This is a genomic window from Pseudoalteromonas sp. BSi20480, assembly GCF_000241365.1.
In the GTDB taxonomy this organism is placed as follows: Bacteria; Pseudomonadota; Gammaproteobacteria; order Enterobacterales; family Alteromonadaceae; genus Pseudoalteromonas; species Pseudoalteromonas marina.
The window spans coordinates 26,073-47,343 of record NZ_BADX01000022.1; the positions used below are offsets into that span (position 1 = coordinate 26,073).

16 protein-coding genes are annotated in these 21,271 nt (G+C 40.7%); 11 read left to right on the forward strand and 5 right to left on the reverse strand.

Annotated elements, in window-relative coordinates; genetic code table 11:
• Positions 1 to 123: 123 nt before the first annotated feature.
• On the forward strand, positions 124 to 756 hold the full coding sequence (locus P20480_RS15370) for a 2OG-Fe dioxygenase family protein (RefSeq protein WP_008127038.1): 633 nt from the start codon (positions 124 to 126) through the stop codon (positions 754 to 756).
• A gap of 9 nt (positions 757 to 765) precedes the next feature.
• Complete coding sequence (locus P20480_RS15365; RefSeq protein ID WP_008127040.1) at positions 766 to 2,001, forward strand: cysteine desulfurase-like protein; 1,236 nt, start codon at positions 766 to 768, stop codon at positions 1,999 to 2,001.
• Between the two features lie 61 nt (positions 2,002 to 2,062).
• Here P20480_RS15365 and P20480_RS15360 read toward each other — a convergent pair whose 3' ends face one another.
• Positions 2,063 to 2,767 carry a 2OG-Fe(II) oxygenase gene (locus P20480_RS15360; protein ID WP_006791311.1) on the reverse strand — a complete coding sequence of 235 codons (705 nt, stop codon included), beginning with the start codon at positions 2,765 to 2,767 and terminating at the stop codon, positions 2,063 to 2,065.
• 33 nt (positions 2,768 to 2,800) lie between these two features.
• On the opposite strand from P20480_RS15360, the gene P20480_RS15355 reads away from it, so the two are divergent.
• The 7 genes from P20480_RS15355 to P20480_RS15325 all read left to right on the forward strand — a co-directional run bounded on the left by P20480_RS15355 (position 2,801) and on the right by P20480_RS15325 (position 13,788).
• Entirely contained in the window at positions 2,801 to 3,190 is a 390-nt protein-coding gene (locus P20480_RS15355) for an acyl-CoA thioesterase (RefSeq protein ID WP_006791310.1), read from the forward strand.
• Between the two features lie 224 nt (positions 3,191 to 3,414).
• Positions 3,415 to 4,380: an aldose epimerase family protein gene (locus tag P20480_RS15350; protein ID WP_008127043.1), complete on the forward strand. Its 966-nt coding sequence runs from the start codon at positions 3,415 to 3,417 to the stop codon at positions 4,378 to 4,380.
• 213 nt (positions 4,381 to 4,593) lie between these two features.
• Positions 4,594 to 7,338, forward strand: a complete 2,745-nt coding sequence (locus tag P20480_RS15345; RefSeq protein ID WP_008127045.1) for a TonB-dependent receptor — start codon at positions 4,594 to 4,596, stop codon at positions 7,336 to 7,338.
• 193 nt (positions 7,339 to 7,531) lie between these two features.
• Positions 7,532 to 9,058 carry a tryptophan halogenase family protein gene (locus tag P20480_RS15340; RefSeq protein ID WP_006791306.1) on the forward strand — a complete coding sequence of 509 codons (1,527 nt, stop codon included), beginning with the start codon at positions 7,532 to 7,534 and terminating at the stop codon, positions 9,056 to 9,058.
• Between the two features lie 12 nt (positions 9,059 to 9,070).
• Positions 9,071 to 9,832, forward strand: a complete 762-nt coding sequence (locus tag P20480_RS15335; RefSeq protein ID WP_008127050.1) for a SapC family protein — start codon at positions 9,071 to 9,073, stop codon at positions 9,830 to 9,832.
• Between the two features lie 51 nt (positions 9,833 to 9,883).
• Positions 9,884 to 11,350, forward strand: a complete 1,467-nt coding sequence (locus P20480_RS15330; protein WP_006791304.1) for an SLC5 family protein — start codon at positions 9,884 to 9,886, stop codon at positions 11,348 to 11,350.
• A gap of 305 nt (positions 11,351 to 11,655) precedes the next feature.
• Positions 11,656 to 13,788, forward strand: coding sequence for an alpha-galactosidase (locus P20480_RS15325; RefSeq protein ID WP_008127052.1), 2,133 nt, complete (start codon positions 11,656 to 11,658; stop codon positions 13,786 to 13,788).
• 61 nt (positions 13,789 to 13,849) lie between these two features.
• On the opposite strand, the gene P20480_RS15320 is transcribed toward P20480_RS15325, so the two are convergent.
• Positions 13,850 to 14,551, reverse strand: a complete 702-nt coding sequence (locus P20480_RS15320) for a FadR/GntR family transcriptional regulator (protein WP_006791302.1) — start codon at positions 14,549 to 14,551, stop codon at positions 13,850 to 13,852.
• Positions 14,552 to 14,748: 197 nt separating this feature from the next.
• Between P20480_RS15320 and P20480_RS15315 the strand changes: the two genes are divergently transcribed.
• Positions 14,749 to 15,507: an SDR family NAD(P)-dependent oxidoreductase gene (locus tag P20480_RS15315; protein WP_008127054.1), complete on the forward strand. Its 759-nt coding sequence runs from the start codon at positions 14,749 to 14,751 to the stop codon at positions 15,505 to 15,507.
• 3 nt (positions 15,508 to 15,510) lie between these two features.
• Entirely contained in the window at positions 15,511 to 16,455 is a 945-nt protein-coding gene (locus P20480_RS15310) for a 2-dehydro-3-deoxygalactonokinase (RefSeq protein WP_008127056.1), read from the forward strand.
• Between the two features lie 79 nt (positions 16,456 to 16,534).
• Here the strand turns inward: P20480_RS15310 and glpD are convergent, their stop codons facing one another.
• The 3 genes from glpD to P20480_RS15295 all read right to left on the reverse strand — a co-directional run bounded on the left by glpD (position 16,535) and on the right by P20480_RS15295 (position 21,261).
• On the reverse strand, positions 16,535 to 18,022 hold the full coding sequence (glpD, locus tag P20480_RS15305; protein WP_008127058.1) for a glycerol-3-phosphate dehydrogenase: 1,488 nt from the start codon (positions 18,020 to 18,022) through the stop codon (positions 16,535 to 16,537).
• A gap of 203 nt (positions 18,023 to 18,225) precedes the next feature.
• The gene (glpK, locus tag P20480_RS15300; protein WP_033024968.1) at positions 18,226 to 19,728 is read right to left on the reverse strand and encodes a glycerol kinase GlpK; all 1,503 of its coding nucleotides are present in this window, start codon (positions 19,726 to 19,728) and stop codon (positions 18,226 to 18,228) included.
• A gap of 204 nt (positions 19,729 to 19,932) precedes the next feature.
• The gene (locus P20480_RS15295; RefSeq protein WP_008127062.1) at positions 19,933 to 21,261 is read right to left on the reverse strand and encodes an alpha/beta hydrolase family protein; all 1,329 of its coding nucleotides are present in this window, start codon (positions 21,259 to 21,261) and stop codon (positions 19,933 to 19,935) included.
• Positions 21,262 to 21,271 lie beyond the last annotated feature (10 nt).

Sequence of the window (21,271 nt, forward strand, 5' to 3'; positions counted from 1 at the left end):
AATAGCCTTATACTGAATTAAAATTAAGTATTTTTCACATTTAAGTTGGATAATAAAGCAATAATTCCTCGCAACATGCATTAAAATCTCTTTTAATATTCTCATTATTTTAGGCGAGATTTCATGACTGCATTAAACAACCAGAATTTACTGCAACTTCGTTTTATTAACCAAGCAAATATTGATTTGGTTAAGCCTTCTTTTGATAACCTACCTGCAAATCCATATGCAGATGGCGAATTTCGTAAGCGTCGTTATTCAGTAATTAAATTTCAAAATGGTAAGCTAAAATTGCAAGCTGCCAAAGCATTTGTTCAAGACGATTCGATTAATACGTTTCAAGGTAACGTTGAACGTACTTACGAAAATTTAGAGCAAAGCCTACTTGAATCAGATGGCATGAAAAGTATTGTCAGTGAGTTTTGCCAGCTTACCGGTATTGATGAAGATCGCGATATTGAAATACATCAATTTAGAATGTTAGCCATTGATAGCGATACGCCAGCAGCGCCTGAAGGCGTGCATCAAGATGGTTTTGATCATGTATGTATATGCGGTGTTTCGCACGAAAACTTAGAAGGTGGCGAGTTACTTGTATACGAAAACAAACAAGCTGAGCCATGTTTCAAAATGGAAATTAAAGACGGCATGTTTGCGCTAATAAACGACCGTCAAGTGTGGCATAACGCCACACCAATGAACAAAGTTGATGCCAGCAAACCAGGTTACCTGGATTGCTTTGTACTTACCTCTTAAGGAATGCTCATGAATATAGCGCAATTACGTGAGCAGTTTCCGGCATTAATGCAAAGTGTTGATGGTAAATCGCCGATATTTTTAGACGGCCCTGGTGGCTCTCAAGTGCCGCAGTCAGTGCTTAATGCAATGTCTGCTTATTTAGGACACTACAATTCAAACCTAGGTGGTGCGTTTTTTTCAAGCGATAAAACTGTTGAGCTAATGGCAAATGCACGCCAAGCTGCAGCAGATTTACTTAATGCGCAAAGTGCTCAAAATATTGTGTTTGGCCCAAACATGACAAGCCTTACCTTTAGCTTTAGCCGAGCTATTTCGCGCGATTGGCAAGCCGGTGATGAGATCATTGTAACTAACGCCGATCACTTCTCAAACGTGTCATCATGGCAGCAAGCCGCAGAAGATAAAGGCGTTAAGGTTAATACTGCCTTGATTAATGAAGCCGATTGCAGCCTAGATATGACGCAGTTTGAAAGCTTATTAAACAGCAAGACTAAGTTGGTGGCTGTTACCTATGCTTCAAATACTACAGGCTCAATTAACGATATTGAACGCATTATAGAGCTAGCTCATGCTGTAGGCGCTCTTGTGTATGTTGATGCGGTACATTATGCGCCGCACGAGCTTATTGATGTACAAGCCCTTGATTGCGACTTTTTAGCCTGCTCAGCGTATAAGTTTTTTGGCCCACACTTAGGGATGGTGTACGGTAAAAAAGAGCATCTTGAAGGTTTTACGCCTTACAAAGTAGAGCCTGCTAAAGATGTAGCGCCGGGACGTTGGGAAACAGGTACCCAAAGCTTTGAAGCAATGGCAGGCTTTATTGCCGCTGTTGATTACATTGCTGCAATTAGCGAGCTTGATGATGGCCATACACGCCGTGAAAAGCTAACAGCTGCGTTTGCTAAAACTAAACAGCACGAGATGGCGCTCAGTGAACACTTTTTAACGCGCTTAGTTAATTACCCTCGTATAAAGTTGTACGGTATTGATGACTTTGATCGATTAAACGAACGTACCCCTACGTTTGCTTTAACATTTGAAGGTGTAGAGCCACGCGCCGTTTCAGAGTTTTTAGGCAAACAGCATATATGTGTGTGGGATGGACATTTTTACGCGCAAGGTTTGTGTAAGCAATTAAACGTGCTTGATACAGGCGGTGTAGTACGTATTGGTTGTATGCATTACAACACAGTCGAAGAGCTTGATAAGCTGTTTGATATGTTTGACGAGCTACTTGGTTAAATAGGCCGTCTGCTAAATATATAAATAAGCCATAAGTGTTACTTATGGCTTATTTATTGGTTTAGCTTTTAGGTGCACCATATATTTGCTCTGCACGGTTAAATAGCACCCACGAGGTTAAAATATACTTATCGTTTGATACTGGCTTATTACCCCTATGTGTATGCGTAAAGTAGCCAGGCGCTATCACCATGGTGCCTTTTTTAGGGGCTATTTTACGGTTTTGATAATAAAACTCCGTTTCTCCACCTTCCTCGACATCGTTTAAGTAAAACATAAATAAAAGTACACGATGCAGGGCTTCATTGTGTTGTAACTGAGGATACACTTCGCTGTGCCAGTAAGGATAACCCCCTTTATTTACCTCGTATTTCTGCGCTTGGATATTACCTAATCTAAATATTTGCTGCACAAGGACAGGGAGCTGTGGCTTACCCACTTCATCAAAATTTTCTTGAGTTAAGTCTACTACTTCCCCCGTTTTTGGATGATAAACCTTTAAGCCAAATGCGCCAATCATCATAAAAATATGTTCTTCAATATAGTTAAAAACATGTTGTGCAGTCGTTTGTTGTATATGTTTTAATTGCTCTGCGTATTCGGGGTGACTATTTAGGTGCAGGTCGTGACTGTCTTTTTTCTTTAAATCAACACCGCCTGAAGTAACCCCTTGTTTTACATGCGGGCTTTGCGTGAACGTATTAATAAAGTTATCGCAAAAATCATCGCTCAATGCGTTTTCATAAACGCGAATAAAGTCCGTCATGGTTTACCTTTGTATAATTATTTTTGGATTAATATGTTTATTGAAAAAGTGATACCGCGCTTTAGCGAAACAGATGCACTCGGACACATCAACAATACCGTACTCCCCGTGTGGTTTGAAGCCGCTCGCGTCCCTATTTTTAAATTTTTTACGCCAGACTTAAACCCACATGACTGGAAACTAATCATTGCCAAAATAGAAGTGTCGTTTGTGGGGGAGTTATTTTACGGCCACGAGATCACGATTAAAACGTCTGTAGATCACATAGGAAAAAGCTCTTTTGTACTCAAGCAAGAGGCATTTCAGCATGATAAATGCTGTGCAATTGGAAAGGTTGTAATGGTCAGATATAACTTTGCTGAAAGAGCTAAGCAAGCTTTGAGCACTGAAGAAAAAGCAGCACTTGAGAAGCATATGGCTTAATTTACAAACCGATACTGCGGTGTTACGCACATTTCAACTTAGCCAATTATAAAAAGGTAGTCAGTATTAACGTTAAATAAATAGCGCAATTGTAAATTTTATTAAAAAATTTAACGTTTTTTAATTGAGTTACCAATATGAGTTATATACTATTTATAATATATATAGCTGCCTTATCTAACTAATATAGTTTTCTAGGTAACTTTTGAGGAATGTGCGTGACGATGACAACCATTGATGAACCAATGCGGGTTATACAGCTTAGTGACTCTAAGAATCTAACTGCCGAAATATTGCCATTTGGTGCAATAATTAAAAGCATTAAATTTAAAAACCAAGAAATGACGCTTAGCGTCGACGATCCTCAGTACTATCTTGAAAACCCATTTTATTTAGGCGCTACAGTAGGTCGATACGCTAATCGTATCGCTGAAGGGCGTTTTAACTTATCTGGCTCGCAGTATCAACTGGAAGCAAATAACGGCCCTAATAGCCTACACGGCGGCGTTAAAGGCTTTAATAAAGTACTTTGGCAAGTAACCAAACAAACCGACAGTGAGGTTGAGCTTTATTATTGCTCAGTGGATGGCGAAGAGGGTTTTCCTGGAGAGTTAAAAATATGGCAAACCATTACTGCAGAAAATGGGCAGCTTCTACTTAAGTTTAAAGCGACTTGCAATAAAGAAACTCTCGTTAACTTCACTAACCATTGCTATTTTAATCTTGAGAGCAGCGACACTATTGAGAACCATTTACTTCAGGTAAATGCGACCCACTATTTACCCATTGATGAGCACAGCATCCCATTGGACGGGCCTGCCCCCGTTGCAAATAGCTGCTTTGATTTTACTAAGCCAAAATTAGTTAAAGATGCATTAACGCAAAGTCACACCCAATTAGATGCAGCTAATGGTTTAGATCACTGTTATGTATTTGAAAACGACGACAGCCTTCATACCATGGCTACTTTAACGTCGCAGCAAACCGGTATTAATTTAACACTCAAAAGCACTCAGCCAGGCATGCAGTTATACACAGCAAACTTTGTTGGTGCTCCTTTTAAGCCGCGACAAGCACTGTGTCTTGAAGCGCAAAATTGGCCTGATGCGCCAAATCGCGAAAATTATCCTAAAGCTAATTTATTGCCTGATGAAGAATATAATCAGGTTATTATTTATGCATTTTCGTAAGTAAACTCAATACGTTAACATGATGTTTTATGTTAAAAAAAAGAAAATAAAAAGAAAACCCATAGTAATAAAATAATGCCTACAACTAAGGAAAGGGTTGCACTTTTACTTAGTTTAAAGTATTTATAATATAAATAGTATTTGAAATAATTTTAAAGCTATTCAACCATCACAACGACAAAATGACTACACACAATCAGGAGTTTTTAAAAAATGATAATTAACAATAAGTTATCGTTCAACAAGAAAACCGCGCTTAGTATTGCTATAACAGGCATCTTGGCAAGCGGTAGCGTTGCAGCTCAAGGCGCGGAAGGTGATACACCTAAAGTAAATGAAGATGTTGAAGTTATCGCAGTAACGGGTATACGCAGCAGCTTACGTTCATCAATGTTAGATAAAAAAGCATCTAATGTTGTTACAGACGGAATTAAAGCAGAAGATCTTGGTAAATTCCCTGATTTAAACGTGGCAGAGTCTCTGCAACGTATTACAGGTGTAGCTATCGACCGAAGTGGCGGTGAAGGTCAAGCCGTAACAATTCGTGGTTTTGGTCCACAGTTTAATACGGTTCTTGTAAACGGTCGCCAAATTGCGACTGATAGTGCAGGGCGAGAATTCAATTTTGATGTGTTAGCGGCTGACCAAATTACAGGTGCTGATATTTATAAAAGTAATAGCGCTTTACTTCAGGAAGGCGGTATTGGTGGTACGGTTAACGTAACAACTGCACGTCCTTTTGACTTTGGTGGCTTGCATGTAATTGGTTCAGTTAAAGGCATGTACGAAAGCCTTTCTGAAGAAGTATCTCCGTCGGCATCATTTTTAGTAAGCAATACATTTAACGACGATAAGTTGGGTGTACTTTTTGCTATTACTAATCAGCAGCGTAAACTTCAAAATAACCAAATTTTGACAGCCGGTTGGCGCGGTGGCCAAACAATTTCTAACCCACAAGACGGTGTGTTATTTGATAATGCATACATTCCACGTAACTGGGACCAAGTTGTTGATGAGCAAGACCGTGAGCGTACTAACGCAAGCCTAGTGCTTCAATATGCACCATCGGATGACATTACAGTAACGGTTGATGGTTTGATTTCGAAGTTTGAAGTTGATTCAACAGTTCGCGACCTTGCATCTTGGTTTGAACCAGATCGTGTAGGCAGTGCAACAATTGATGAAGCAACAGGTACACTATTAACGTTTAGCCAAGATGTAGGTTTAGGTGCGCCAAGTGGTAACCCTGCAAGTGACTTTGTATCTCATACACGTAACTCTCGTGATGTAACTAACAAAGCATTTGGTATTAATGTTGATTGGCAAGTAAACGAGTCATTAAAAGCGAAATTTGATGTATCTCGCTCAACAGCTGAAAATGATCGTGCTGGTCGAGATCGTTTTAACGTAGTGGGTATTATTAACAGCTACAGCTTTGATGGCACAGGCGGTGTTCCAACTGTTCAGCATGATGGTTTTGATAATGGCTCTCTTCCAGATCCAAGCCTTGCTCGCCTTCATTACAACGAAATGGGTAACCAGTTTACCAACGAAGACGAAATTACAGAAGCGAAAGCCGATTTTGAATACGTACCAGATAAAGGCCCAGTAGAGCGCATTAACTTTGGTGCTTATCGTCAAGAGCGTGAAAAGTCTAGCTTCCAAATTTTTGGTAGCCAATGTCAGTTTTGTGGTTACGGCACTGAAGCGCCTACTGATGTAATTGATTTTGAAGCATACCAAGCAAATAACTACTTCCCTGGCTTAATTGACACATTCTACACCTACGACGGTGATAAAATGCTTGATTACCTAGCGGATCAGGGTTTCCCTGTTACACCTACACTGCAAAATAACCGTTACACAATTAACGAAGATATCACTAGCTTATACATGGACTTCACTATAGGTTTTGACCTAGCTGATATGCCTGTAACGGTTAACATGGGTGCGCGTTACTCAGAGACAGATATTGATGTGTCTGCAGTTCAAAGTTTTGTAACAGACGTAGTACCTACATCTGATGCAACGTTATTTGCTAACGTATTTGGTCCTGCAACAAACATTACACAAGGTACAAGTTACTCAAACTTATTACCTTCTTTGAATGTGAAGCTTGAGCTTCAAGAAAATATGGTATTACGTTTTGCAGCGTACGACAGTATTACTCGTCCAACAATGTCGCAGTTATCGCCTGCAACAACGTTTAACGAACCTCGTCGTCAAAACTTAACGGCAAGTGGCGGTAACCCAGCACTTAAGCCATTCCAATCTGAAAACTGGGATATTTCTTACGAGTGGTACTACAACGATGCTAACTTATTTAGCTTTGCGGTATTCAGTAAAGAAGTTGACGACTTTATTGTTACGTTAACAGGTGCAGAAACTTACACCATGTCTGACCGTAACGGCCCTGATTTTGCGTGTACTACATGTACAGACCAAACAGATGAAGAACTTGTTGGTAGCTCAGAAGTTTACACTGTAACGCGTCCACAAAATGGTGAGTCAGCAACAGTTACGGGTTACGAAATTGGTGTAACTCATATGTTTGAGAATGGCTTTGGCTTTATTGCTAATGCTACAGTAGTAGATAGCGATATCAGCATTGGTTCTGATACATCACAAACATTTGCACTTGAAGGTTTAGGTGACTCACAAAACTTAGTATTGTTTTATGAGCAAGATAACTGGCAAGCACGTGTTGCGTACAACAACCGTGAAGGCTTTTTACGCTTAGTTGATAATGGCTTCAATGGTGAGCCAGTGAACGTAGAAACTTACGGTCAGTGGGATATCAGTGCAAGCTACGATATTAACGAAAACTTCACTATATTTGCTGAAGGTATCAATATTACTGAGGAAGAGTTAGTACAAACAGGTCGTTTTGCTAACCAGGTTTACTCAGTTGAAGACAATGGTTCACGTTACGCGTTTGGTATTCGCGGATCGTTTTAATTGATAAAGGGGCGATTAATCGCCTCTTTGTTTTCATTGCAGTGCCAAAGGCACTAATACCAATTGGGTTATTTTATCGGTAATGTATATTAGATAACCACATTGATTAAAATGAGACCACGTTAAATACAAATGCCCTAACGGGCATTTGTTGTCTAAAACGTTATCAAAAATACTCAAAGAGTAGTCCATTATGAATAAAGCAGTAAAAACAGTAGCGGTAATTGGTGGTGGCACAGCCGGGTGGCTCAGTGCTGCACTTATTGCGTCGTATCATCAAAGCCAAAATGGAGACGGCTTAAAAGTAATGTTGGTGGAATCATCAGATATTCCAACCATTGGTGTCGGCGAGGGTACGTGGCCCACCATGAAAAACACACTTCAACAAATTGGTTTACGCGAAGTCGATGTATTTAAAACGTGTAACGCAACCTTTAAACAAGGTGGAAAATTTGTAAATTGGACGCATGGTAATAATGACTTTTACTATCACCCATTTACAGTGCCACTGGGTTATGGCCGCATTGATTTAGCGCCCTATTTAGATAATGTTGTTGACTATGCACAGCAAACTAATTTTCAACACGATATTTGTGAGGCTAGTTTAGCACCTCGTGGCATTGCGCAAGGTGAATATCAAGGTAATTGCAATTACGCCTATCATTTAGATGCGGGCGCCTTTGCTGAAATGCTTAAACAGCATAGTAAAAGCAAGTTAGGCGTTGAGCATGTTATTGGCACTGTCGATGAAGTAAAACTAGATAATGACGGGGCAATAGATACCCTGACCTTAAAAGATCAAACCCGCACTATAAACGCCGATTTATATGTCGATTGCACTGGCTTTTCTTCATTATTATTAGGTCAAGCGCTTAATATCCCATTTAAAAAAATGGACCATGTGTTATTTAACGACAGTGCACTTGCAATGCAAGTCCCTTACGCAGAGGGCGATGAGTCACTTGCGAGTCATACGATTGCCACTGCACAAAACGCAGGCTGGATTTGGGATATTGGTCTAACGCATCGACGAGGCGTAGGGCATGTATATTCAAGCAAGTTCTTATCAGACGATGAAGCCGAGCAAAACCTACGCAATTATTTAGGTGATGCTGCTGAAGGCCTAACCGCGCGTAAAATTAGTTTTGAATCAGGTTACCGAGAAAAGTTTTGGCATAAAAACTGTGTTGCTGTGGGTATGTCAGCTGGGTTTGTTGAGCCACTGGAAGCAACCGCTATTATGCTTGTTGAAATTTCATCACGCTTTGTTGCAGAACATATGCCAGCAGACACAAAAGTAATGCCGATTGTTGCTAAACGATTCAACGAACAAATGGATTATCGTTGGCAGCGTATTATCGACTTTTTAAAATTGCATTACATGCTGACCAAGCGTCCTGAGCCATATTGGCAGGCACATGTTGACCCAGACACTATACCGCAAAGTCTTAAAGATGATTTACTGTTATGGGAAAGCCGAGGCCCACTTATCCAAGATTTTCATGGGGCGCTTGAGCTTTTTCCAGCAGCGAGCTACCAGTATGTTTTATACGGCATGGGCTTTAAGCCAGATTTTACCAAGCAAGCATATTTGTACTCACAAGATGCACAAGCTAAACAAATAATTGAACGTAACAGCCAGCTTACACAGCAGATGTTGCAAACTTTGCCGCCACACCGTGCTTACATAGAGCAGTGGTTAGCAGCTAACCCAGTTTAAGGATGTGTAATTATGGCCATTAGCGAGCTATTAAATACAAAGCACCAAGCAGTAAAAATTTGCCCAAACGCAGGGCTTGAATACGCTAAAACACAGCATTTGATTAATTTAAGAGCCAGTGAAGTAGCAAAAGCCGCCTGTGATTTACCAGTTTTTTTAGCGCGTAATACACAAAACGGTAGTTATACCATATCGGCTCTAACGAGCTTTAGCGCTCAGCAAAGTTTGTTAGTAAACAATGATCAATGGCTAGCACTTTATACGCCTGTATGTATGCAAACTCAGCCATTATATTTAATGACCCGAGAAGCAAACAGTAGCGAATACTTTGTTGCTATTGACGAGCAAAACACTGCGATCAGTACACACTCCGGTGAAGCATTATTTGATGCAAAAGGTAACCCAAGTTTATACCTAAGCTCGCAGCAAAAGCTGTTAGAAAATGATTTAAAAAATGATTATTTAACTTATCAGTTTACTCAAGAGTTAGTACGTTTAGAGCTAATAAAAGACATTAATATTGTTTTGCAGTTTAAACAGGGTGAAACCCAAACAATTCAGGGTTTAAGCACGATTGATGAAGACAAGTTACAAGCTCTAGATAGTACAACAATCGCACAGCTACAAAAGCAAGGGTATTTAAGTGCTATTAACAGCATGCTTATTTCTTTGTTTCAATTAAATGCACTCGTTAAGCTAAATAATCAGCGCGAAGATTTAATGGCGCTAGCACAAGTAAAATTAGAGCTTAGTCGCGACACACACGCGCTATAAAGTGCACATTTATATTATTAAGACATTGCGTATAGCACGCAGGAGACACACATGTCAGACAACATTTTGCAGCTGGTGGTTTTTATATTTGTAACCGCCTTAATTGGCGGGCTTACCTATTGGAAGTGCCGTGGACAAAACAGAAATAATGGGGAAAGCCAAACTAAAGAATACTTTTTAGCAGGTGGCGGCTTAACGTGGATGTTTGTCGCAGGTTCAATCACCCTCACTAATTTAAGTACCGACCAACTTGTTGGAATGAATGGTAACCAAATGGCTTTATTGGTTTGGTGGGAATTAGCGGCCATTATTGGCCTGATTATTTTAGCTAAAGTATTTATTCCTGTTTATTACAAATATAACTGCACAACAACCACTGAGTTATTAGAAAAGCGCTACAACAATAAGCATATTCGCGCCGTTATTGGTGGCTTGTTCTTTTTAGGAAATGCATTAATTTATATGCCAGCGGTCATTTATTCCGGTGCGCTATTTATGCAAACCATGTTTAAAGTTGATATTCCATTAATGTATATAGCAACCGCTTTTGCCATTGTAGGCGCTATTTATGCCTTTTTTGGTGGGTTACGCGCAGTTGCGGTGTCAGATACATACAACGGGCTACTGGTGTTAGGTATGGCAATACTTGTCGTGTTCTTAGCGCTTAACGCAATTGATTACGACTTTAGCGGTATTCCGCAGGAGCGGTTAACACTAATTGGCGGGCCTGATTCACCTATACCTTGGCCAACCTTATTAACAGGTATGTTATTTATTCAAATGTACTATTGGGGTACTAACCAAACTATTACACAACGTGCTATGGCGGCACCTAATGTTAAAGAAGCGCAAAAAGGTATATTTGCAGCAGCGGGTATTCGTTTTTTAATCGTACCAGCAATTGTTGTACTACCAGGTATTATTTCTTACAAGTTATATGGCGATATTGGTGATGCTGCATACGGCCGTATTGTTGGCGATGTAATGCCAGCATGGTTAACAGGTGTATTTGCGGCAGCAATGGCAGCGGCAGTGCTCTCTACTTACAACAGCTTATTAAATTCTGCCACTGCACTTTATGTATGTGATATTCACGAAGCGTACTTTAATAAAGAGCCAAGTGTAGTAAAGCTAAGTGGCTATGTTACGTTATTACTTACCAGTTTAACGCTTGTGCTTGTGCCAATTTATCAGCAAGCCGACAGCATTATTAACTTACTACAACAGTTAAACGGCTTGTTAAGTATGCCTATATTCTCAATTTTTGTAGTGGGCTTATTATTTAAAAATGTGGATGCGCGCGCAGGTATCGCTGCGGTTATTTTAGGTGTTGTTATGTATGGCATGCTGACATTCGAAAATTCACCGCTGCATACAACTATTCATTACATTCACCTAATGCCAATTACACTTATTGTATGTGTAGCCTTTGCGTTAATAGTGAATAAAGTTGTGTTTGGGTTAACCGCACAATGGGCGGGTAAATCACCTGCGATTGATAACGCAGTTAAAGAATAAACGTTAACTAACCGACGTTAATACAATCGGCCAAAGTATAGCTTTGGCCGATTTTTTATTTTAAACAAAGTAATTACCACTATAGTTAACCATTAAGTGAAACCTAAGTGGTATATCCAGTGGTTTTATCTCAGTATTTGCGATAGAAAAACTATTAAAACTCAATTTATATGATATATACTATTATTGATGGTCGCTGTCTGATAGATTGTGCCTGAACACTTTAGAGATCGCGTTAACGCCTATCGCTAACATCATCTCGGTATATTAATCACTCACACAATGAATAAGAGGATAGGAAAATCATGGCCAACACTAAATCATTTTATCGATTAGACAGTGTAAACAGCACCGTTATTTTCAACTGTCAAAGTAAAACACCTGCGTTACTTTATTTTGGGAAACGCCTATCAGAGCAAACAACTGAGCTAATGCTTACTCAGCTTGCTACTCGTCAAGAAGTAAAATGTGCCGTAGTTGAAGAAGCGCCTATTTCTCTTTCTCCACTTTTAGGTGAGGGCTTTACAGGTGCGCCTGGGCTTGAGCTTGTAAACGACTCTATTGCTTGGTCTGTAGGGCCAAAGTTAAAAGACGTTCGTCAGCTATCATCATCAACGCTTGAGTTTGTAAGTGAAGATACATTACGTGGAATTGAAGTCGTTCATAGTATTACGCTTGATAACAACACTAATGTGTTAAGCGCGCATACGGTATTAACTAATTTAAGTGATTCACCACTCAGCGTTAATTTTTGTGCAGCACCCACATTCCAGCTACCCGATAGCGTGAACAAAATTATAAGTTTTGAAGGGCGTTGGTCAAACGAGTTTCAACGTCAATCTGTCGATTTAGTACTAGGCAGCTTTGTACGTGAAAACCGTAAAGGTAAAACATCGCATGATGTATTCCCTGGTTTATTAGTTCATAGCGAAGGCGCAGGCGAGCAACAAGGCGAGTGTTATGGCTTTCATTTAGGCTGGAGTGGTAACAACAAGCTACGCGCTGAGCTACTACCAGAAGGGCGCCGTTATGTGCAAATGGGTGAGTTATTATTACCGGGCGAGCTAACCCTTGCTAAAGGCCAAACGTATCAAAGCCCACGTATTTATGGCTCGTTTTCGAGCGACGGCTTTAGCGCGCTTTCGCGTAATTTTCATCAGTTTGTTAAGGCTAATTTACTTAGCCAAGCACAGCGCGAAAAAACACGCCCGGTGCATTACAACACGTGGGAAGGTATTTATTTTGACCACGATGTAGATACGCTTAAGCAGTTAGCCGATAAAGTCGCACCATTAGGTATTGAGCGTTTTGTTCTGGACGATGGTTGGTTTAAAGGTCGCCGCGGTGATTTTGCAGGCTTAGGTGATTGGACAGTTGATTACGAAATTTACCCAGATGGTCTATCGCCAGTCATCGATCATGTAAATAGCTTAGGTATGGAATTTGGTATTTGGTTTGAACCAGAAATGGTTAACCCAGATAGCGACTTATACCGCGCTCACCCTGATTGGGTCTTAGGCTCAGAAAATAACGAGCAACTGAGCTTTAGAAACCAACTTGTGCTTGATTTAACGCGCACTGAGGTGGTTGAATATTTATACAAAGCCATTGACGATATTTTGGTTGAGTACCCAACAATTAAGTATATTAAATGGGATATGAACCGCGATATTAACCATGCGGGTAATTTTGATGGTAAGCCTGCGGTACATCAGCAAACACTGGCACTTTATCGCTTAATCGATCGCATTAAAGCGGCGCACCCAGGCCTTGAAATAGAAAGCTGTTCGTCAGGTGGTGCACGTGTAGATTATGGTGTGCTTGAACACACAGACCGTGTATGGACGTCAGATTCTAACGATGCACTTGACCGTCTTGAAATTCAACGTGGTTGTTCGTTCTTCTTCCCATCGTCGGTTATGGGTGCACACGTAGGCCCACGTGATTGTCATATTACAGGGCGTAATGTGAGCATTGAAATGCGTGCTGCGGTATCCATGTTTGGCCACATGGGAATTGAAATGGATCCACGTGAACTCACCGATCACGAATACAATGCGCTTAAAGCGGCTATTGCGCTGCACAAAGAGCACCGTGAATTTATTCATGCTGCCGATTTATACCGCCTCGATAGCGACGATTTATCAATTAACTTTGGCTTAATCGACGAGCAAAAATCAAAAGCGTTGTTTGCTTATAACAGTGTACGCGAAACACCGCGTACTGCGCCTAATAAGCTTCGTTTTGTTGGTTTGAATGCAGATACACAGTACACACTTAATTTAGTGTGGCCTGTTAAGTTTGAAGAATACCGCCCTTCGTCTATTGCCGCCGTCAACGGGCAAACATTTACCGGTGAAGCGTTAATGGAATTTGGCCTACAAATGCCAATTTCATTCCCGCAAACATCACTTATTTTTGAGCTTACTAAAGCTTAAAATATTAAGCAGTAAAAAGGGAGCTAAGTAGCTCCCTTTTTTAATGGTATTTTTTTAGTCATCAATCGAGTTTAGATTCGATGAGCTCTAGCGCTTCTTCTAGAATTGTTTCGACTGCTTTTTTAGCGCGCTCGGGATTCCCAGATTTAATTGTGTCTAAAATATCAGCGTGTTTAGTTACGTCAGCGCCTGGTACACCTTTAATATGGTTAGTGTAACGAATACTTACTCTGAGAGCCGTACTAATAAATTCAGTCAGCTGTACAAAAAATCGGTTGTTACTGGCTACTAAAATGCTGGTATGGAAGGCGATGTCGGCTTCTAACGGATCGTCTAACCCTTCATCGGCATCAGCCATGCGCGCAAGTGCGTTATCAATTTCTGCAAGCTGCTCTGGCGTAGCGCTTATTGCGGCTAACGCGGCTGCTTGTGGTTCAAGTGCAACACGTACTTGGGTAAATTCTTTTAATAATGATAGTGACGGTTTGCTGCTTAAAATCCAACGAAGCACGTCGGTATCAAACATATTCCAACTGCTTTCTGGTAATACACGAATACCTTGCTTTGGGCGCGATGAGATAAGCCCTTTAGCAGAGAGCATTTTTACTGCCTCGCGCGTTGCACTGCGGCTTACATCGTACTTAACGCATAAATCAGCTTCCGATGGTAACCCTTCGCTTACAGGATACACGCCCCGCACTATTGCAAACCCTAAATCATGGGTTAGTTGGTGAGTTAAATTTTGGCGAGGTTGAGTTTTCATCGTGCGAATTTCCGAGTTCATTATTGCTTAATTATATATCATATATCATATTAATGTACGTAAGGATATGGTATAAACTTTTAAATCGCTAATTATTTTAACACAGCAATAACAACTTGGTTTGGCTCTTTTTCTCTAAGTAATCGTTTTTAAAGGGTTTAAGTTGAACTGAAAACATGCTGCAAGGAAATTTAATTTTGAACACTCAAGCTCAATATCACAGTCTTTCTGGCAAGGTTATTTTTATCACTGGTGGTGCGTCAGGCATTGGCAGGGCCATGGTTGAGTCGTTTGTTAAACAGCAAGCCAAAGTAGCATTTATTGATATAGATGATGAAGCAGCGCAAGCACTCATTAGCGATTTACCCGATGCTAATTTATGGTACAGGCAAGTTGATGTCACTGATTCGAACGCTTTGCAAAAGTCACTGGTTGATGCGTGTGCTGCCCTTGGTAGCGTAAATGTGCTTGTAAATAATGTGGCAAACGACCGTCGTCAAGCCAGTGAAGACGTGACGGTTAAAGATTGGGACCAGTGTTTACAAATTAATTTAAATCCTGCTTTTTTTGCCTCTCAAGTGGCTATGTCGTTTATGCAGCAAGAAGGTGCTGGCAGTATTATTAATTTTAGCTCTATCAATGCCATTATGGGCCAACCGCAAATGGCAGGTTATGTAACCGCCAAAGCGGGTTTAATAGGTATGACCAAAGCACTCGCTCGTGACTATGGTGAGTTTGGTATTCGCGTTAATGCCATATTACCAGGCTGGGTTGCAACCGAGCGTCAATTAGCAAGCTGGTTCACCGAAGAAGAGCAAGTAAAATGGATGGAAGCTATGGCGCTTAAAAAATTAGTAACGCCAGACGACGTCGCTAATTTAGCGCTTTTTTTAGCCGCCGATGAAAGCAGTATGATCACCGGGCAAGGCATTAAAATTGACGGTGGGAGACTTTAAAGTTTGACTACTTCAACTTTGTTTATAGCCGTTGACTGGGGCACAAGTCATTTACGTGCTTACTTGTGTAAAGTAGGTGAGGGCAGTGAGTTAACGTTAATTGATCAATGTGACGGTCTAGGTGTTGTAAAAGTAAATCAACACTTTCAACAAACACTCATTCACGCAATTACACCTTGGACAGCGCAATATGGTGTACTACCTATTTATATTGCAGGCCAAATTACGTCAACGATTGGTTGGCATGAAACCCCTTATCTAGAGTGCCCAATTAACCCTGAAGGTTTGCTTGATGCTGCTGTTAGCTTTGAATGTGAAGGGCACACCATTAATGCTTTACCAGGCACAAAATGCACGTTACAAAACACGTTAATAGATGTTATGCGTGGTGAAGAATTACAAATACTGGGTTTTTTAAAACAAAACGAGCAGTATCAAACGGGCAAAATTTTATTGTGTTTACCTGGTACGCATACCAAGTGGGTACTAATTAACAATGGTAAAATAATATGTTTTAAAACCGCTATGACCGGTGAGTTATACGACCTGTTATGTCATCAAAGCGTATTAATTCCTGATGATTGCGCTGAAGGTGAATTTGATTGGCAAGCGTTTGAACAAGGCTGCGATTTAACTTTGGGCAGTGATAGCGGTAACTTAGCGCATGGCATTTTTAGTGTAAGAACACGCCAATTGTCCAAAGAACTAACCCCAGTTCAAGCTAAAGCATACCTATCGGGCGTACTAATAGGCAGTGATGTACGCGCAGCACGTTATGCAAGTGAATGGCAACTACTTAGCAACACACAGGTTGTGGTTATTGGTACTAAGCAACTTAACACCTGTTTTACCAAGGCGCTTACAAAAATAGGGGTACAGTGTAGTGAGTTTGATATTAAATCGGCAACGCTTAGTGGGTTTAACTATTTATACCAGTCGGCTGAATAGTTAATAATAAAAACCCCTTTATAGCTTGTTAACTATAAAGGGGAAAACGGGAAATAGTGATAATGAAACAGCTTATTAATCAGCGTGTTTCAATATAATTATTTAAAACTGTAATCTGCTCATCGCTTAAACGTAAACCCAGTTTACTGCGACGCCATAAAATGTTGTAAGCATTACCAGCCCACTCTTGTTTTAGTAGGTAATCAACTTCAGCAGCAAATAAGCCATGGCCAAAGTCATGTCCTAAATCACTGAGTTGTGTGGCATTACCTAAAATAATTTTTGTACGTGTGCCATACGTACGCACAAAACGCTTCAACGTCACTTCTGGTAGCCAGTTGTATAAAGATTTAAGCTCTTGAGTCAGTGCTTCAACATTATTAAAGTCGCCACCAGGTAATGCGCTGTGTTTAGTCCATGCTTTACCCATTTGCGGATAAAAGTCTTCTAACTTATCAACAGCGGCTTCTGCCAGTTTGCGGTAAGTGGTAATTTTCCCACCAAATACGCTTAATAATGGAGTGTGTTTACCCTCACTTGAAAGCTCTAGCTTGTAGTCACGTGTTACGGCTTGCGCATTAATAGATTCGTCATCTAATAGCGGGCGTACACCCGAAAAAGTATGAACTATGTCTTCGCGTTTAATGTGATTTTTAAAGTAGCTGTTAGTAATATCGATTAAGTAATCGATTTCTTCATCACTAATTTTAACATCTTGTGCTGCGCCGTTATGCTCTACATCGGTGGTGCCAACTAACGAATAGTCATCTTCAAATGGAATAACAAATACAATTCTTTGATCTTTATTTTGTAAAATATAGGCTTCTTTCTCGTTGTGAATACGAGGCACTACAATATGGCTGCCTTTTACAAGGCGAATATTTTGTGGTGATTTTTCAATTAGCGCTTCATCAAATAATTTTGCAACCCACGGACCTGCTGCATTAACAATGCCTTTAGCCGATACAGTGTATTTACTTTTAGTATTTTGTTGCTCAAGCGTTACCTGCCATTTATTTTGCTCACGTTTAGCGTTTACACATTTGGTTTGTGTAGCAATGGTAGCGCCTTTTTCTTGTGCAGAAAGGGCATTTAAAATAACTAAACGAGAGTCATCAACCCATCCATCTGAGTATTCAAAACCTTTTACAATAGACGGCTCTAGCACGCTATTTTCGCCAAATTTTATACCTCGAGAACCGGCCAGTGTTTCGCGCTTGGCTAGGTTGTCGTACATAAACAAGCCAATGCGGATCATCCATGCAGGGCGTAAATGCGACTGATGCGGTAATCTAAAAGTAAGTGGCCACATAATATGAGGGGCATTTTTAAGCAGCACTTCTCGTTCAGCTAAAGCTTCTTTTACTAATCTAAATTCATAATGCTCAAGGTAACGTAAACCACCGTGGATTAACTTAGAACTATTTGACGATGTCGCACAAGCAAGGTCCGATTGTTCGCACAAAAGTACTTTTAAACCTCTGCCAGCTGCATCAGCTGCTATTCCAGTGCCGTTTACACCACCACCGACGACGAGTAGGTCGTATTCGTTATCTGCTAATTCCACTGTGAGCTAACCTTTTTATTTGTAATATAAATAAGACATATGCCATCATGAAGCGACCGTTAGTGTTTGACAATAGCTAACCGTGCTTTTTGATTTTAAATTTTTTAGCCTGATTTTTTTAAAATCAAACTGCGTAAAACGCGCTTTTAAATAGCGTTTGAGCTGGTTTAGAAGCCGCTAAATTTCATTAGCGGCTGCATACATTATTGTTGTTGGCAATCGTCGCTAGATAGCCTAACTTGCGCTACACAGTGCTGCCATTTTGCGTATAAATCATTACGTTCATCAGCACTCATTGTTGGCTCAAAACGACGGTCACAGGTCCACATTTTAGCGAGTTGCTCAGTTGACTCGTAAATACCTGCTTGCAAGCCGGCTAAATAAGCAACGCCTAACGAGGTGGTTTCGGTGACTGTTGGGCGCTCTACGGTTGCACCTAAAATGTTAGATAAAAAGGTCAGTACCCAGTTATTTTTAACCATACCGCCATCTACGCGTAGTACACTTGGGCGAAGTCCATCACGTTCCATTGCTTTTTGTAAATCTTTGGTTTGATAACCCACCGATTGCAAAGCTGCGGCAACAATAGTGCTGATGCCAGAGTCGCGGGTTAAGCCTAAAATTGCACCACGTGCGTTAGGGTCCCAATAGGGTGCGCCTAAACCTGTAAACGAAGGCACTAAAAATACCCCATGATCAAGTGGTACATCTTTCACTAGCGATTCACTTTCGCCTGCATGACTCAACAGTTTTAAGCCTTCAACAATCCACTGCATAGTGGCACCCGCCATAAAAATGCTGCCTTCAATGGCGTAAGTGGGTTTGCCATTTAATCTATAAGCAACCGTAGTCAGTAAGCGGTTCTCAGATGTAAGGGCTTTTTCGCCCGTATTTAACATTAAAAAACAGCCCGTACCATAGGTGCTTTTAGCCATACCTTGTTCAAAGCAAGCATGACCAACAAGCGCAGCTTGCTGATCGCCTGCAATACCACATACGCGTATTGGCGCGCCAAAAATATCTTCGCTGGTTGAGCCAAACTCGTCTGCTGAGTCCATCACTTGAGGGAGCATAGATTCAGGAATATCAAATAAGTCGAGTAACTCTTGATCCCATTGCTGTGTATGAATATTAAATAACATGGTGCGCGAGGCATTAGTGGCATCGGTGCGATGCTCTTGTCCACCTGTTAGGTGCCATAATAAATAAGTATCAACGGTACCAAAGGCCAGTTCGCCAGCATCGGCTTGTGCACGTGCGCCCTCTACGTTGTCTAAAATCCAGCGTACTTTAGTGGCAGAAAAATAAGGGTCGAGCAATAAGCCTGTTTTGTCGCTAATAGTTTGGCAAAGTTCGTCAGTGCTTAGGCTTTCGCAATAATCACTGGTACGGCGGTCTTGCCAAACAATGGCGTTATACACTGGCTTACCGGTTTTTTTGTTCCATACCAAGGTCGTTTCACGTTGGTTGGTGATACCAATAGCAATAATTTCATCAGGCTTTACGTCGTTTTTAGATAACACTTCACGGCTTGTGTTAAGCACGGTTTGCCAAATATCGTTTGGGTCATGTTCAACCCAACCATTTTTTGGAAAATGCTGTGAAAATTCTTGTTGTGCTGACCCAAAAACGTCTGCATCTTTTGTAAACAAGATGGCCCGAGAGCTTGTGGTTCCTTGATCAATTGAGAGTATGTATTTTGACATGATATTTATGTTATTTATCTTATCTTATATATGACTAGATTGCCTTTAACGAAGGTTAATGGCAATGGTTTTTTCTTAAAATAGCCGATTAAAAAACAAACATTTTTATATTGTGTGTTAACTCATTTATATAAAAGGTTTTTATTTCAGTCTGGTTTTAAGGCGAAGGCGGCTATCAAGTTTTATAGCCGCTTAAATTAAGTATTACTTACTACGAGGTTTACTTTGTTGCCAATCCATACCTGAAGAGAAGCGGTTATCAAAGCCATACCATTGTGGTAGTGGCTTACCATCAACAATGGCTTGGTCGCCATTTTGAGGTAAATCTAAGTACTTACACTGGCTGCTTATGTCTTTCACATGGCAATCCATCATGGCAAGTACAAAGTGTTTATTTATTTCGTTAATGGTGCGCAATGACCACGATGGCTCGTAGTAATGACCTAAATCTAATTCACTACTGCTTTGGGCAATCGCAGGGGCTGGGTGCGGTGCAATATTATGGCGGGCATTTTTATAAGTAAGCATGTACTTGTCGGCACTGCCAGTTTGGTTGTAAAGATTTTTAATGCCTTCAAAACCAGAAATATCATCTAAGTCACCTGCAATATAAAGTGAAGGCACTTTAATGTTTTTCATTGCTTTAGCGTCAAATAAGTTATGCTGTCCACCCCAAGGTGCGATAGCCACCATTGTTTTTATACGAGGGTCTACTTGCGGGTTTTGATATTGCCCGCCTGCACAGCTATTAAGTAGTTGCTGTACTTGTTTAATTTGAGCAGGGTCAGTCATTCCCGTAAACATGGCTGTAGTTTGCTCGTTAAAGGCATAACAACCACCAATTGTATTAACCGCACCAAATCCACCCATAGAGTAGCCAATAACACCTGCGCTAGTTTGATCCACTTGCTCGCTTGCAAAGTTGCTTTGCTCGTTAAAGTAATTAATCACAAATTGCTGATCGCGTGAGCGATTAATCAAGGTGCTAAAAAAGCCCGCAAAGGGCGCGTTTTTAAAATCTACATGGGCGTTTGTGGAGTCTGTGTGATCAAGTGCAACAACTATGTAGCCATGCGAGGCTAAGTGCTCGCCAAGGTAGTACATAATTGTGCGGTAGCCGGTATAACCGTGCGAAAGTACTACAACTGGGTAGTTATCGGCGTTACTTATATCAACATCACGCTGTGCATCGGCCTGTAAGGTAAATTGTTTGCCTGAGCGAGTTATGTCTGTGTAGCTGGTTAGTGGTTTGTTTGCTTTACTATCTGCTGGATACCACACTTCAACTTTTAAAGGGCGATCTTTTTGGCTTTGCGTTGTGGGATCAAACTGCGCTGGATTAACTAAGTCTAGGGTTTTTACACCTACTTTATAGGTGCCTTTAGTTGCTAATTCAGGGAGCACTTCGCTGGTTATTGGCGGATAAAGTTGCTCAGGCTTATTTGATTCGGCAAATACCGCACCGGTAGTTAAACTGGCCGTGGCTAATAACATTGCTTTTGAAAGCGTTTTTAAACGGTGTGTCGTTGTCATTGTGTATCCT